The sequence below is a fragment of the Chitinophagaceae bacterium genome (assembly GCA_030053935.1).
GTDB lineage: Bacteria > Bacteroidota > Bacteroidia > Cytophagales > JASGCU01 > JASGCU01.
In genome coordinates this window covers 9,844-26,041 of record JASGCU010000026.1, presented here as the reverse complement: position 1 = coordinate 26,041, position 16,198 = coordinate 9,844, and the positions used below count along the sequence as shown (strand labels likewise).

Sequence of the window (16,198 nt, the reverse complement as noted above, 5' to 3'; positions counted from 1 at the left end):
TTATGATAATTTTTTTTCTTTTTTATTATTGTTTTGACTTTTACAAGAATCCTATGCATCCTCTGCCTCTCTTTCCGTGTATGGTATATCCACTTAAAAAAATCACATACAATGGGAGTTTCTCTTGACTAATCCTTCTACGAGCTCTAAACCACGATATTAATAACTCCCCTTAAGCAAACATTTTCTTCAAAATGATACCATTCCATGAGTGTAAAGTTTATTAACATTTAAAATATAAAGGAATGAAATTTTATTATATTTTTGCCTAAGCTGAGATAATAACGTAGTCTATTTGCGCAAAATATTCAAAAAATGGAACTACCCGAAAATATATTGAGATATAAAAGCATTTATTACACATCTTTTACAAAGAATTCCAGAATCTATTAATACTTGCTAAATAATTACGATATTTTTATGTTTCTTGAGAGAACATTTACAAAATTCTATTACAATTGAGAAAAAAGAGTAATTTGCCTTTTTATTATGTTTAGGATTATAATGTAGGGTGATGAAACTGGTAGACATGCCTCCCTGTCTCGGAGGTGGAGAATAAGTTAATTATTTAGTAGTTTATAGTTAATTTTTTCTTTTTGAAGGTTCGAATCCTTCCCCTACAGCTTTACAGTTTCCATTTTTATATTCATGTTGTTTACTGAGTGTCCGTAAGAAAATTCTTAATTTTGAGTCCACTCCGAGAAATCACTTTTGATTCATTTATAATTTTGTAACTATTTGATTATCAATAGTTTTAAAACTCAATTTTGTCAAAAGGAATTTTTGGAGTGGATTCGAGATTTAAAAGAAAAGATAAATGCTATTGAAAAGTACAATATGAATGAGAGATCTTTAAAATTATGAGTTTTACACTCACATAATGAACTTTCTATGCTTCCTTAACAATCTTATATAATTATATGGTTTGCAAAGCATAAAAATGTATATCCCATATAAGAATAGAGCGGTCATCACTCGCACTTATAAGAGTATGTGGTGTAAACCAGAGTATTCGGTTTATAGAATTTCCGTGAGAGGTATGTTTTTCTTTGTCTACCACTTTGATTAATTGAAAATTTTTTGCATTCCATATTTTAATCGACTTATCCATACTACACGTTGCAAAATATGTGCCATCAGGAGAGAAATCTATATCATTTATGCAATACATGTGAGCGGGAATGGACTTTTGTAAGGCATAATGAGCAGTATCCCATATTTTTATATGTGCGTCCCTGCTCGTTGTAAATAAATATTCATTCGAATATTTGGCTGCAAATACAGAATTACTATGAGCTTCTGTTTCGTATAATAGTTGAAAAGAATACATTTCAAAAATACGTATAAAATTATCGCTATATCCAATAATGATATGGTTTTTCAAAGGGTTTATTGCAATGGTTCTTGCACTTTTATGACTATTCCATAGAACGTGTTCTATGGTGTAACTGCCTTTGTGTATAACAAACAGTTCCCCACTACTCGTCCCCACAAAAAGATGTGATTGATAAGAATTGATACAAAAAATAAGCTGACCAGGAATAGGTAAGAAAGAGATTTCTTTTTTTGTTTTTATGTTAATAAAACGAAGCCCTACATTATTTTCACCAATGATCAGTAAACATTCTTCTTTTATGAAATGTATCGCATAAATGGAGTTTTTAGTAGTAGCAATGAGTTTCCCCATATCTGTATTGTAAATATCCCACTCTATGACTAACCCGTCTCCTCCGCATGAAATAAAGTTTGTTTCCGTAGTAAATCTAGAGAGGTTATAAACACAGTCCTTATGTCCTTTGAGTATAGATTGAGTGGAGGCAATTATGTTGCTCATACCATTTTTCCATTTTTGAGAGTAATGATTTGAGAGGTTTTTTGTGCGAGTTCTTTATTATGAGTTACCAGAACGAGCGTTGTTTTATTTTCTTTATTGAGTTCAAAGAGAATATTTTCTACCGTTTCCGCTGTTTCTGTGTCCAAATTTCCCGTTGGTTCATCTGCAAACAAGATGGAAGGATTGTGAATAAACGCTCTTGCAATAGCCACTCTTTGCTGTTCACCACCCGATAATTGCAGTGGATAATGGTGTATTCTTTTCCCTAATCCCACTCTTTCTAAAAGATCTATTGCTTTTTTTTTATTTGTATACTTCCCTTGTAATTCTAAAGGTATCATTACATTTTCCAAAGCATTCAAGGTCGGTAAAAGTTGAAAATTTTGAAAAATAAAACCTACCGACTGGCTTCTGAGAAACGCTTTTTTATCCTCAGTTAATGTATTAATCTGCACTCCATTCCATTCTACTGTTCCTGAAGAAGGATTATCTAATCCCGCACATATTCCTAAAAGAGTCGTCTTACCACTTCCCGATGGACCTACAATAGAAAATGTGTCCCCGCTATACAAAGCAATAGATATGGAATCCAATATCTTTAAAACTTGATTATTCGTTACATATATTTTTGAAATATCTGTGAGCTTGAGAATCGGTGTCATAATAATGTGTTGTGTCTTATTTTTTTGTAAAATAAACTATTTGATAAAAAATAACGCTCCTAATAGCATTTATAATAATAAAAAAATAAAATAATAACATAATATTTATTTTGGTTATTTTTGATATAAGTTGAAATTTTTCTTAATTTTGAACTTACTAAAAATGATACAAACATATAAAACGATATATTCTCCGAATACTCGTACTATTTATACTCATTACGTTGGTGGAAAAGTTTGAAACCTTAATAAACAATACATTTCACTCATCTAAATGTTGTTAAGAGCAAATAAACATAATAAAAAGAGAGAAAAACTATGAAAGCAGAAGAATTGAAAAACAAAATTGCTGAAAAATATTACGTCATATTTGACGGAGAATGTGGTTTTTGCAATAAAACAGCACTTTTTTTAGCAATAACGGACACGAACAATATCTTTACCCTTGTTTCTAATACATCCGTTTTAGGAACAAAAATAGTTCAAGAAATGAATCTTTACACACTGCCTCAGTACACTATTGTACTCATAAAGAACGATACGTATTGGATAAAAAGCCAAGCAATAGAAATAATATTATCCCAATTACCGAGATATAAATGCCTTTCTTATATACTTCATATAATTCCCTCTTTTATATCAAATTTTTGTTATGATACAATTGCTCTCATAAGAAAAAAATTATTCAAAAACACTAAATGCTCAATACCCGATACAAAAATACAAGAAAAAATAATATTATAACTCACCAAGATAGAAAAATACTCTTAAAAAAAGTAGGTTCTAAAAGATATTCGTAGTTATGTAGAAATTACCATTAGATCCTGAAATTCTTTGTACAAGTTAAGCAATACATGCTTTTATATCTAATATATTTTCAGGTAATTCCTTTTTTATATTGTATACAAATATGCTAAATTATTATTTTGTTTATAGTAATTTTTTCATAAAATGCTAAATAGTTACAAAAAAAGTAAAATATAAGGGTTCTTTGTTTAGTTTTTAGTAGTACTTCATAAAAAAACAATACTTTTACAAAATAGTATGTTCTTAAAAAAGTGTATCCAAACAAATACAACATTCTAAAATTTTTTATTTTCTCTAAAAACATTTTATTCATCTTATTAAACCAAGTTTTTTTAAATAGTGAAACTATACTTAAGAGTTCTATCGTATGCTCGTCCATACAGGCGTTATTTACCTCAATATTTACTATGTATTATTGGTACGGTAATATTTAATACTGCTAATCTCACTTTTCTCATTCCTCTCTTGAATGTTCTTTTTTCTACAGATACTTCATCTTATTTTTTAAGTGCCAAACCCGAATTTTCTTGGAGTGTACATTACTTTCAAGATATTTTTCATTATACTATGTATAGTATAATAAAAGATTATGGAAAATTTGGGGCATTGCAATTTGTTTGTGGGATAATTTTTGTTTCTGTTTTTTTAACCAACCTATTTCGATATTTTTCTTCCATAGTATTAGCAAAGATACAAGCATTAGTAATAAAAAACCTGAGAACACATTTGTATAAAAATATCCTTTCCTTCCCTCTTTCTTACTTTGCAAATCAACGAAAAGGAGATATTATTGCTCGGGTAACTTCTGATGTATCTGCCGTAGAATATTGCGTTGTAAATACTTTTAGAACTATTTTCAAAGAACCAGCCACTATCATAAGTTATTTCATTACTCTTTTTCTCATTTCCTCGTCTCTCACGCTGATAGTATTATTACTCATACCCGCTTCGGCTCTTTTAGTTTCTCATATCGGTAAAAGTTTGAGAAAAGAAGCAGCAAAAGGACAAGAAGCTTTATCAGGTATGAATGTAGTGTTAGATGAAAGTTTAGGAGCTATTCGTATCGTAAAAGCATTTAATGCAGACGATTTCATTTTTAAAAAATTTATAGACGAAATAAAATTTTATGCCAATAAGACCATAGCAGTGGTAAAAAGAAGTGATTTGGTTTCTCCAATTTCTGAATTTATGGGAGTAAGCACGGTTTTACTTATTGTGTTAGTAGGTGGTAATTTTATCTTGAAAGACACCTCATTTATGAGTCCAGCTGCTTTTATTGGTTTTTTAGTCATTTTTTCTCAGATTTTAGGACCAATGAAAACGATTTCACATTCTTTTACGAGTATTCAGGTAGGACTTGCAGCTGCGGAAAGAGTATTCCAAATTATTGACACCAAACCAAGTATGGCGGATACCCCAAATGCCATCCCTCTCCATTTTTTTGAAAAATCTATTGAATTTCAAAACGTTTCTTTTGGATACAACGCTAATTTGGTACTAAAAGATATAAGTTTTAAATTAGAAAAAGGGAAAACTGTGGCATTAGTAGGTATATCAGGGGGAGGGAAATCTACTATATCAGACCTCATCCCCCGATTTTATGATGTGAGTGAAGGAAAAATTCTTATAGACGACAACCCTCTAATGCACTACACCATTCATTCTGTGAGAGAACAAATGGGTATTGTAAATCAAGAATCTATATTATTTCATGATACTATTTTTAATAATATCGCTTTTGGAATGAAAAACGCTACCAAAGAACAAGTAGAACATGCAGCAAAAATCGCAAATGCTCACGACTTTATAATGCAAACAGAACATCAATACAATACTTATATTGGAGATAGAGGAATAAAATTATCAGGAGGGCAAAAGCAAAGAATTAGTATTGCCCGTGCAGTTTTAAAAAATCCTTCCATTCTTATTTTAGATGAAGCTACTTCTGCATTGGATTCAGAATCTGAAAAACTCGTCCAAGAGGCTCTCTCTAATCTGATGAAAAATAGAACTTCTTTGGTCATCGCACACCGCCTTAGTACTATTCAAAATGCAGATGATATTTTAGTTATTCAAGAAGGACAGATTATAGAAAGAGGAACCCATCAAGAACTTATGGCTAAAAATGGATATTATTGCAAATTAATACAAATGCAAACCTTGTAGGAGGATATTTTATTAAAAAATAATACAAAGTAATTTTTATAGTTTTTGTTTATTAAGAGGGTATTTTTTATTGGTAAAAAAATATAAAACTATTCGTTCCAATACCCGCCTCAAAGGAATCTATTAAGAGAGAATCATCATATCCGTATCTATATATAACGCTATTGGCTTTAAAACCTTTTTGGTCTACGAAATATATAATTTTTTCTAATGGGTTATAAGCAAAATTACTCACGGTTATATTTTGTGGAGCAAGTTTTGTTGCAATACTATTATCCATCATATTCAATGATTTGAGAGTATTTTTTGCTGTAAAAAGGATTTTTTGATTTTCTACATCCATAAAAATTTTTTTGTTAGTATTTTCCCCGATATCTATTATTTTAGTAGCTTCTGTATTAGATATTTTATAAAAAGAAGCATTATTTTTAGGGTTATATTGGCTGTCAAATCCTCCAGAACAGAGTAGCCATATAGCAGATCCATTTTCTATCATCTGTGCAGGTCTATCTCCCACTTCTAATGTTTTTATCACAAAGAAAGTATTTATATTTATAATAGAAAGAGTATTTGTCCATGAATTACTTATATAAATAACGTTGGAATTTGAAGAAGACATGATAAATTCAGCTCCTTTTCCTGTTTGTATTTTGGCTACAAACGTATAGTTCATAACATCTACAACTAAAAGATAAGAGCTATCTAAATCATAATTAGCTGTATATTTCCCCCAATTAGTGATGTATAAATAATTTCCTTTTCGCATCATATAGCGTGGGTTAGACAGATTCTCTTGTATAGTTTTTATACTATTAAATGTTGTATCTAGAACTTCTATTTTATTGCTATTATTTACGACTACATATATTTTTGAATTTTCTGAATCAAAGTATATAGATTGGGATACGTCACCTAATGGTCTTTTATTTTTTACTTGAAAAATATCAGGAATTATTTTTTTTGTTTTTACATCAAAAAGGGATATGCTACTGTTTGATTTTCCAAAATTTCCTTCGTTCAGGATAACTATTTTAGAAGTTCCTATTGGTGGTATGGGAATAGGTTCAGTGATGCAGCTATATAAAAAAGAAACACTTATATAAAAATATAGGTGTTTTTTTTTTATGAAATAAAAAATGGGTGAACGGTGGGGGTCGAACCCACGACCTCTAGAACCACAATCTAAAGCTCTAACCAGCTGAGCTACGTCCACCATATTTTTTATTAATGTTGTTATAGATAGTGAGTATAATATTTTCACAATAGAATTAGTTAACCCAAATAGTTTTTTAATCCATTACTACGAGAGCTGTGCCTTAATCGTCTTATTGCTCTTTCTTTTATTTGTCTTACACGTTCTCTTGTAAGTTGCATTTTATCAGCAATTTCTTCTAAGGTAAGCTGTGGATTTCCATTTATGCCAAAGAAGAAAATAATTATTTCTGATTCTCTTTCATTGAGGGTTGTTAAAGAAAAAGATATTTCTTTTCTTAAAGATTCATTTATGAGAGAAGCATCTGGTTTTTCTTGACTAGTATTTTCTAATACATCTAAAAGGCATCCATCGTCTTTTTGTGAAAAAGGTGCATTGATAGATATATATTTATTAGACATTTTATACGTCTCTGTAATTTCTATTGCATTAATAGTACTACCTAATTTGTCTGCTATTTCTTCTATGGTAGGTTCTCGTTCTAATTTTTGTTCTAATTCTATAACTGCTTTTGATATAGTATTTACATATCCTACCTTATTCAGAGGTAGTCGAACTATACGGGATTGTTCGGCTAATGCTTGTAGAACAGATTGTCTAATCCACCATACCGCATACGATATAAATTTAAAACCTCTTGTTTCATCAAATCTTTCAGCCGCTTTTATAAGTCCTACATTGCCTTCGCTGATAAGATCTCCTAAAGATAACCCTTGATTTTGGTACTGTTTTGCAACAGATACTACAAATCTAAGATTTGACTTTGTTAATTTTTCTAGTGCCTGCTTATCTCCTTGTCTAATTTTTTTAGCTAGTTCTACTTCATCATCGGCAGATATAAGATTAACTTTTCCTATTTCTTGCAAATATTTGTCTATAGATTGGTTATCTCTATTAGTAATTTGTTTATTAATTTTAATTTGTTTCATAGAAAATTAATGTGCCAAATATGTTTATTTTTATTTTTTTTGAGATAATATTTTTTTAGAAAGTTTGTATTTTCCTGTTTTTTTATCTATTTCTATAAGTTTTACTTTTATTTCTTCCCCAATAGTTAGTACACTATCCACATTTTCTAATCGTTCCCATGTTATTTCGGAAATATGGAGGAGACCTTCTTTTCCTGGTAAAAACTCTACAAAAGCTCCAAAAGATTGTATATTTTTTACTTTTCCATCATACACATCTCCTACTGTTGGTAATGTTACAATAGATTTTACTCTTGAAACGGCTCTATCCATAATATCTTGGTTTACTGAGTAGATATTTACTATTCCGTGCGTTTCGCCTTCCTCTATAACAACGGTTGCTCCTGTTGATTTTTGAATTTCCTGTACTACTTTTCCGCCGGGACCTATTACTGCACCTATTTGGTTTTTTTCTATAAAAATTTTCGTAGATCTGGGTGCGTGTGGTTTTAGATCTGGTCGTGGTTTACTAATAGTTTGTTCTATTTTATCTAATATAAATAATCTTCCGCGTTTTGCTTGCTCCAATGCTTCTTCTAATACTTGATAGGTTAATCCTTCTACTTTTAAATCCATTTGGCATGCGGTTATACCATTTTTTGTTCCCGTAACTTTAAAGTCCATATCTCCTAAGTGATCTTCATCTCCTAAGATATCAGAAAGTATTGCATATTTTTTAGTATTTGCATCGGATATCATTCCCATAGCTATTCCAGCAACGGGTGCTTTGATGGATACTCCTGCATCCATCAAAGCGAGAGTGGCAGCACATACTGTAGCCATAGAAGAAGAACCGTTTGACTCTAAAATATCAGAAACAATTCTTATCGTATATGGGTTTTCTTCATCGGATGGGATAACCGCTTTTAATGCACGAAGTGCAAGGTTACCATGACCTATTTCTCGTCTTCCAGGGGATCTATTAGGTTTTACTTCACCTGTTGAAAATCCCGGAAAATTATAATGAAGCATAAGTTTAGAATAACCGGATATAGTTGCTCCATCGATCATTTGTTCGTCTAATTTTGTTCCTAATGTAACAGTAGTAAGAGATTGTGTTTCTCCTCTTGTAAAAATAGAAGAACCATGCGCAGCTGGTAAATAATCAATTTCACTCCATATAGAGCGGATTTCATCAAGATTTCTACCATCTATTCTTTTTCTATTTTCTAAAACATAGTTACGAATCGCTTCTTTTTCTACTTTATGAAAGTATTTAGAAACAAGCCCCTCGTTTATTTCTCTTTCTTCGTGAAAAGATTCTAAATATTCTTTTTTGATGTTTGCAAAAGATTCTGCTCTTTCATTTTTATTTGTAATGTTTTTTCTTGCTACTTCATAGCATTTTGTATACAGTTTATTTTGTATATCTTGTAGAATAGTTTCATCTTTTTGTTCATGACAATATTCTCGTTTAATGGATTTATTTAAAAGAGATTCTAATTCTTTTTGAGCAATACAATGTTTTTTAATTTCTTCATGTGCTATTTGAATAGATTCTAACATTTCTTTTTCACTTATTTCTTTTGCTTCGCCTTCTACCATTAATATATTTTCTAAAGAAGCTGCAACCATAAAATCTAAAGTTGCATTTTTTAATTCTATTCTATTCGGGTTTATGATATATTTTCCGTCTATTTTAGCAACACGTACTTCTGAAATAGGACCTAAAAAAGGAATATTAGAAATAATAAGTGCTGCGGAAGCAGCAAGTCCTGCTAAAGCATCAGGTATTACATCAGGATCGGATGATATAAGATAAATATTTACTTGTATGTCTGCATGGAAGTCATCAGGAAAAAGTGGACGAATTGCTCTATCTACAAGGCGACTTATCAATACTTCGTGGTCAGAAAGCTTCCCTTCTCTTCTTAAAAATCCACCCGGTATTTTTCCTGCTGCAGAAAATCTTTCTTGATAATCTACCGATAATGGTAAAAAATCAGATCCTTCTTTAGCTTCTTTATTACACACCACTGTGGCTAATAGCATGGTTTTTCCCATTTTTACTACTACTGATCCATCTGATTGTTTTGCTAACTTTCCTGTTTCTATGGATATTTCTCTACCATCAGATAATACAATGGTTTTACTTATAAAATTCGGGTACATATTTTTAGGTATTTATTTAGCTATTGCTTATGAGTTTATTGTATTGTAAATGACAATAAAGATACTTTGCAATTCTAAAATGAGTATTTATTTTCTAATATTGAGTTCTGTAACAACTGTTCTGTATCTTTCTATATTTGTTTTGTTAAGATAGGTTAGGAGTCGTTTTCTTTTTCCTACCAGCTTTAAAAGTCCTAATCGCGTGGAATGGTCTTTTTTATGCGTTTTTAGATGCTCTGTTAAGTGATTTATTCTATAACTAAATAATGCTATTTGTGATTCTGATGATCCTGTATCACGAGATTTCTTTAAAGGGCTGTACTTTTCAAATAGTTCTTGCTTTTTTTCTGTTGTGATATACATTTTTATTTTAATAATTTACAATATATGAAATGATTTTAAATAGATGTGTTACTAACTAATTTACAATATTATTAAATATTTTATACTTTAACAAAATAATACATAAAAACAATGTTTTTTTGTGTTTATTTTATATTAAAATTAAATAAATATCTTTTTTCTTGAATAAATAGATAAAATAAAATAGATAATTCGAGACCGTTGCGAATTAAAATCCTAAAAACGAATATCTTAATTTTTCGCCAATACTATGGTATTGAAGTTCATTTCATTTTTATTTGTTTTTAGAAGAGTTCTAAAATGATTGTCTATATAAATAGTTATCTAAATTCTTAATGTGTTATATTTCTAACGTTATTTCAAAAAAATAAACCAACCATTGAATATAAAACATTTATTTTTTGAATTTTCTAAAATTATATTTTTTTTTGAATTTTTATTTAAAAAAAACGAAAAAAAAATGTTACTATTTGTTAATGAATAATTTTATAGCAAAAAACCTTATAATTTTATGTGGGTAGTTTTAATATTTCTTCTGTTGGTACATTTTTATATACCCAATGAACGATAGATTCTTTAAATTCTTGGGAAGTTTTTATAAATAATTCTGGTTTCATTTTATACCATTTTTCTAGTGCTTCATATGGTGTTTTCACCCCTAACTCTCTTACAATAAAATGATGGTTCTTATAAAAGAGATAGTACATTAAAAATTTTATGGTACCTATTTGCATATATTTTCAATGAATAGCACATCTGCTACCAGGACATACTCAAAACTTTTCCAACCTTCTAAAAATTTTTGCAAAGTGAATGTGGGATAGATTCAAATTCAAAGTTCTTGCATATTTTTTTAACTCATTTTCAAAAAAAGAGACATTATTGCCAAATAATTAAGATATTTGTTATAATGATGTATATTTTTGTCAAATGGGAGCATAAAAAAATAAAACACAGGTTTTCAATTGTGAGTTAATTTGAAAAAGTTAAATAGAACATATTATAATGCTTCTGTTTTCTGTAATTATCAGCAATAAAAATAATAGAACAGGTATTTTTTATTCAGAAAAGAAGAGAGAAGATGTGTCTTTCACAAGCGCAAGGGATATTTTATATTAATAATAAACATAATAACAGAGTATTAAGCACAGATAAAAGAAACACAATATGGAAGAGAAAAAAGAAGTGAATAATTTTATTGATGATATTATCCAATCAGACCTATCTTCACAGAAAGTAAAGCGTGTTTATACGCGATTTCCTCCGGAGCCGAATGGTTTTTTACATATAGGTCATGTAAAGTCCATGTGTCTGAACTTTGGTATGGCAGAGAGACATAAAGGAGTATGTCATCTGCGGTTTGATGATACGAATCCGGAATCTGAAAATGCAGATTATGTAGAAGGAATTAAAGAAGATGTAAAGTGGTTGGGCTTTGAGCCGGGAGAAAGGGTCTTTTATGCTTCCAATTATTTTGAGAAACTGTATGAATACGCTGTTGTTCTCATAAAAAATGAGAAAGCATACGTAGATGATTTGAGTGCAGAGGAATTTGCTGAAAAATATAAGGGAACTCCTACGGTTACGGGGAAACATAGCCCTTATAGAGATCGAAGTGTGGAGTATAATCTCGATTTGTTTGACAAAATGAAACAAGGTGCTTTCCCTGAGGGTTCTAAAATTGTAAGGGCAAAGATAGATATGTCACATCCAAATATGCACATGCGGGATCCAGGGATATATCGTATAAAATATTCCTATCACTATAACACGGGTAATAAATGGTGCATCTATCCACTGTATGACTATGCCCATTGTCTATCGGATTCTTTGGAAGGTATTACACATTCTCTTTGTACATTGGAGTTTGAGGTTCATAGACCTCTCTACGAGTGGTTTTTAGAGGCATTGCACGTTCATAAACCCCAACAAATAGAATTTGCCCGACTGAATCTCAACTATACGGTGATGAGTAAAAGAAAACTATTAGAATTAGTAGAGGAAAAAAAAGTAGATGGATGGGATGATCCCCGAATACCCACTATTTCGGGATTAAGAAGAAGAGGTTATACTCCCAATGCTCTTCGTATTTTTGCAGAAAAAATAGGTATTGCTAAAAGAGAAAATATGATAGATACTGCTCTTTTGGAATGGTGCATCAGAGAAGATCTCAATAAAACAGCATTGAGAAAAATGGGAATTATCCATCCTCTCAAACTTATTATCACGAATTACGATGCCGATGTTGAGTATTTGGATTGCATCAATAATCCCGAAGATCCGAGTGCGGGCAGACGAAAAGTGCCTTTCAGTAAACATATATGGATAGAAAAAAACGATTTTATGCTGAATCCTCCGAAGGAATTTTACAGATTATTTCCCGGCAATGAGGTTCGGCTCAAGTATGCTTATATAATAAAATGTGAGGATTATAAAACAGACGCAGATGGAAATATTCAAGAAATATATTGCAGATATGAGCCGTTGAGTAAAAGTGGAGAAGACAAAACGGGGAAAAAAGTGAAAACAGCCATCACTTGGGTATCTGCTGCCCATTCTATTCCCGCAGAAATACGTTTGTATGAAAAGCTTTTTACCATAGAAAATCTATCCGATATTCCCGAGAATAAGGATTGGAAAGATTATCTGAATCCTAAGTCATTAGAAATCATTCATAATGCAAGATTAGAACCCTCTTTTCAAAATGCAGAAGCAGGGATTCATTATCAGTTAGAAAGACAAGGGTATTTTATTTTAGACAGTAAGTTTTCTTCTCCTGAAAAACTTGTCTTTAATAGAACTGTGACGCTCAAAGATGAGTGGGCAAAAGTTCGTCTTTCTTAATTTATTATTTTCATAAAAGATAGATACAGGTTGGAGAAAAAAAAAATCTCTCTCTTAGAGATGAAAGACCAAATTCTTTTAGGTAATCAGTTTTTTTTAGGAAAAGCAATTACACTTGTAGAGAGTGAAAGAATAGAAGACAAGATACTTTCCGAACAATTATTAGATGCTATACTTCCTTACACCGGAAATTCTATACGAATAGGAATTACGGGTATTCCTGGTGTGGGAAAAAGCACTTTTTTAGAAAGCTTTGGAAAAATAATATTAGAAAAAAACGAGAAAATAGCCATTTTGACGGTAGATCCGAGTAGCCCTCTCAATGGGGGAAGCATATTAGCGGATAGAACGAGAATGACATCTCTTTCTAAAGATAATCGTGTTTTCATCAGAACCTCTCCATCGGGTAAAAATAGTAGCGGCATCACATATTCTACGAGTGAGTGTATCTTGCTGTGTGAGGCAGCGGGGTATTCATATATTTTTATAGAGACATCAGGAGTTGGGCAGTCACAAGTGGATATCAAAAACGTAGTGGACTTTTTTCTTTTGCTTACTATGGGTGGTATGGGAGATGAACTTCAGGGTATGAAAAAAGGTATTATGGAAATGGCAGACCTGATAGTTATAACCAAAGCCGATGGAGATATGGAAAAGATTGCAAAGAAGACATTATTAGAATACAGACAAGTTATTTCGTTTCTGCAAAAGCATCCTGCGGGATGGGAAGTTTCCGCTCATCTTTGTTCTGCTTTATCAGGGAGTGGTTTGCCAGAAATATGGGATATTATTACACACTATAAAAAGCAGATGACGGAAAATGGTTTTTTCTTTACCCAGAGGAGAACGCAAGCTATAGAATTGATGAGAAAACATCTCTTATTTCTTTTAGAAAAGGACTTATGGGATATGGTATCTTCTCGTTATAAAGAGGTTGAAAAAGAGGTGTTAGAGGGAAAGAAGAATCCTCTAGAAGCGGCAAAAAAGATATTTGATTTTTATAAGAATACAAAATAAAAAGATATCTTGTTAATGCTCTTTTTTTTATTTATTTTTTGTAGGTACTGTTATAGGCGGTTTTTATATTTCAGAGACGTGTATTTTGTCAGTTATTTTTTGTAATACTACAACACTACCTGCTTTACGGTATGGATTTTTAATTATTTTGTTACAAAGACTATATCGCTTAATGCTGTAAATTGCCCTTTATTTTTGTAATCAAAAGTTATTTTCAAATCAGATATATTTTTAGTGCCAAAATTATTCAAATACGTTTGAATATTAGGGCGTAATAATTCTAAGTTACATTTTAATTTCCAAGAATTATCAAAGTCTTCAGTATCTACCAAAACCAAAAAAAGTCTGTTAGACGCATCAAAACGTAGTTCTCCTTGTTCTTCATATAAATTTTGTATTAAAATTTTGGGATTTTCTTGAACATCTTTCAAAATATCTAAACGAATTTGCTTGATATTTTGTAAAGTTTCTTTACAAAAAGCATCATTCCTATCTTTCATTTTTTCTACAATTTCATAGTAAGTATCATCTGCCTTACTATGATTAGTAAAAGTTATTTGTGCCTGTTTTGCTGTTTGTTTGAGTTCTGTTAATTCTGGTTTTAAACCTTTTAATTTTCGTTGTTTTTCAATAAAATTAGCAGGTAAATAGGTTACTTTCAAATCAAAAGGCACTTCATTTACAAAAAAATCTACTTTTTTAATCTGCCCAACGGTTGGCAAAACTGCTGAATGAGATTTAAAAATATGCTCAATTAAAATACTACTCCAATGATTATACCAACTACAAAGTACATACCCCTGCACCGCTCGGTTAATATCAGTATCAAATTTTGACAGTAAAATATCGTAATTTTGATAAACTTTTACATACTTATCTACTAAAAATGTATCTAATTGATTTTTATAATCCCCACCCCAATCAAAATGGCGTAATTTATAGAGTTCAGAAACTAATTTTTCAGTATCTAAAATAGTTTCCTGTGATTGGTTTTCACTTCTAATAAAATCATTTAATTTTTGATGATTTTGTTCCAAATTTTCTGAAAGTAAATTATATAATTCCTCAAATTGTTGATTTAAACCTTTTTCGGTTAAAGAAAAACCACTTGCAGTTAAGAAATTTTGTAAAATTTCTTTTCTTGTAATAGACTTTATTTTGAGCCAAAGCAACGCAGAAAGATTAAAATTAAAATCTTCTAAGTGGTCTGTTTCGTACAAATTTTTCCAATGATTGAAATACTATTTTTCGTTTTTCATTTGAAATGATATATTAAAAACTAATTTAGGGTTACAAATAAATAATACTTCTTGACTTCCTGCTACACTTCCTTTTCCGCCTCTACCATTTTGGTAAGTTTTTGTTACAACCTCTACTTTTTTATATTGCTTGATAATATCTGTCAAATCTTGCACTGTTGGAAAACTTCTGTCATTATAACTCATTAACCAATTAGGGATTTGTTCTGACATTTTAAAAAGTGTGTGAAAAGATTGTATTACATCTTTTTTCTTATCAAAGCCACTAAATTTTTGTGGTTCATATCTTTTAATTCCATTTATAAATTGTTTATCTTGCCAATATTCTGTGTAAGTTTCAGCCAGATGGTAAAAACTTTGATAGTCTGCGTGACTATCGCAATAAGGCGGGTCAAAATAAATTAAATCTATTGAAGTGTTTCCCAAAATTTTAGGCAGTAAGTCTAAAATATTTTCTGAAAAACTTTTATTTTCTTGTCCATTATCAAAAATTGATTTATTGTATCGAGGCAATAAATCCATAAAAATATCTCGAATAGGTCGTGCCAAATTTGGATTTCGTTTTATTCGTTCCTTATCACTTGCATACACCAAAGCCTGCGTGTGTCCAAAATGCCCCATTGTTATTTTTCTTTGTAAACTTCTGTTTATCAACGAAATAGCAAAAGATTTTTTGTAATCATTTTCTAAAAATTGAATATTTGCCCTACAATTATCTAAAAATTTGGCTTGTTCTTTTTCAAAAAACAAATCTGTATATACATTTTCAATGAGTGTGAAATTATCTTTTTGTGAACTATTCTGAAATAATATTTCTAAATCTTGTTTGTCTAAAAATTGATTTTTGTTTTCAATCAAAGACTTTCCAATTTGATGGTTAAATTGGAAAAAGTCATTCGTAAATACTTGAAAACCAAGTTGTTTGAATAAATATGCAACAGATTGCGAACCTG

The 16,198-nt window shown here is 30.5% G+C and carries 12 protein-coding genes and 1 tRNA gene; 4 read left to right on the top strand and 9 right to left on the bottom strand.

Annotated elements, in window-relative coordinates:
• Nucleotides 1–916: 916 nt before the first annotated feature.
• Both QM536_04330 and QM536_04325 read right to left on the bottom strand, forming a co-directional pair.
• Entirely contained in the window at nucleotides 917–1,834 is a 918-nt protein-coding gene (locus tag QM536_04330; protein MDI9356240.1) for a hypothetical protein, read from the bottom strand.
• Complete coding sequence (locus QM536_04325; protein ID MDI9356239.1) at nucleotides 1,831–2,496, bottom strand: ABC transporter ATP-binding protein; 666 nt, start codon at nucleotides 2,494–2,496, stop codon at nucleotides 1,831–1,833. Before QM536_04325 ends, QM536_04330 begins: the two co-directional genes overlap by 4 nt.
• 318 nt (nucleotides 2,497–2,814) lie before the next feature.
• Here QM536_04325 and QM536_04320 point away from each other — a divergent pair, with 318 nt between their 5' ends.
• Both QM536_04320 and QM536_04315 read left to right on the top strand, forming a co-directional pair.
• Nucleotides 2,815–3,240: a DUF393 domain-containing protein gene (locus tag QM536_04320; GenBank protein ID MDI9356238.1), complete on the top strand. Its 426-nt coding sequence runs from the start codon at nucleotides 2,815–2,817 to the stop codon at nucleotides 3,238–3,240.
• Nucleotides 3,241–3,642: 402 nt separating this feature from the next.
• Nucleotides 3,643–5,469, top strand: a complete 1,827-nt coding sequence (locus QM536_04315; GenBank protein ID MDI9356237.1) for an ABC transporter ATP-binding protein — start codon at nucleotides 3,643–3,645, stop codon at nucleotides 5,467–5,469.
• A 67-nt stretch (nucleotides 5,470–5,536) separates the two neighbouring features.
• Here QM536_04315 and QM536_04310 read toward each other — a convergent pair whose 3' ends face one another.
• The 5 genes from QM536_04310 to rpsO all read right to left on the bottom strand — a co-directional run bounded on the left by QM536_04310 (nucleotide 5,537) and on the right by rpsO (nucleotide 10,125).
• Entirely contained in the window at nucleotides 5,537–6,238 is a 702-nt protein-coding gene (locus tag QM536_04310; GenBank protein MDI9356236.1) for a hypothetical protein, read from the bottom strand.
• 370 nt (nucleotides 6,239–6,608) lie between these two features.
• A tRNA-His gene (locus tag QM536_04305) sits at nucleotides 6,609–6,682 on the bottom strand.
• A 59-nt stretch (nucleotides 6,683–6,741) separates the two neighbouring features.
• The gene (locus QM536_04300; GenBank protein ID MDI9356235.1) at nucleotides 6,742–7,611 is read right to left on the bottom strand and encodes an RNA polymerase sigma factor RpoD/SigA; all 870 of its coding nucleotides are present in this window, start codon (nucleotides 7,609–7,611) and stop codon (nucleotides 6,742–6,744) included.
• A 30-nt stretch (nucleotides 7,612–7,641) separates the two neighbouring features.
• The gene (pnp, locus tag QM536_04295) at nucleotides 7,642–9,762 is read right to left on the bottom strand and encodes a polyribonucleotide nucleotidyltransferase (GenBank protein MDI9356234.1); all 2,121 of its coding nucleotides are present in this window, start codon (nucleotides 9,760–9,762) and stop codon (nucleotides 7,642–7,644) included.
• An 87-nt stretch (nucleotides 9,763–9,849) separates the two neighbouring features.
• A complete protein-coding gene (gene rpsO, locus QM536_04290) occupies nucleotides 9,850–10,125 on the bottom strand; it encodes a 30S ribosomal protein S15 (GenBank protein MDI9356233.1) in 276 nt (91 codons plus the stop codon).
• A gap of 1,167 nt (nucleotides 10,126–11,292) precedes the next feature.
• On the opposite strand from rpsO, the gene QM536_04285 reads away from it, so the two are divergent.
• Together QM536_04285 and meaB are read left to right on the top strand one after the other, a co-directional pair.
• Complete coding sequence (locus tag QM536_04285) at nucleotides 11,293–12,969, top strand: glutamine--tRNA ligase/YqeY domain fusion protein (GenBank protein ID MDI9356232.1); 1,677 nt, start codon at nucleotides 11,293–11,295, stop codon at nucleotides 12,967–12,969.
• A gap of 30 nt (nucleotides 12,970–12,999) precedes the next feature.
• Nucleotides 13,000–13,986 carry a methylmalonyl Co-A mutase-associated GTPase MeaB gene (gene meaB, locus QM536_04280; protein ID MDI9356231.1) on the top strand — a complete coding sequence of 329 codons (987 nt, stop codon included), beginning with the start codon at nucleotides 13,000–13,002 and terminating at the stop codon, nucleotides 13,984–13,986.
• Between the two features lie 143 nt (nucleotides 13,987–14,129).
• Here meaB and QM536_04275 read toward each other — a convergent pair whose 3' ends face one another.
• Together QM536_04275 and QM536_04270 are read right to left on the bottom strand one after the other, a co-directional pair.
• Nucleotides 14,130–15,206, bottom strand: coding sequence for a hypothetical protein (locus QM536_04275; GenBank protein MDI9356230.1), 1,077 nt, complete (start codon nucleotides 15,204–15,206; stop codon nucleotides 14,130–14,132).
• 21 nt (nucleotides 15,207–15,227) lie between these two features.
• A partial coding sequence (locus tag QM536_04270; GenBank protein ID MDI9356229.1) for a DNA adenine methylase occupies nucleotides 15,228–16,198 on the bottom strand: 971 nt, incomplete at its 5' end.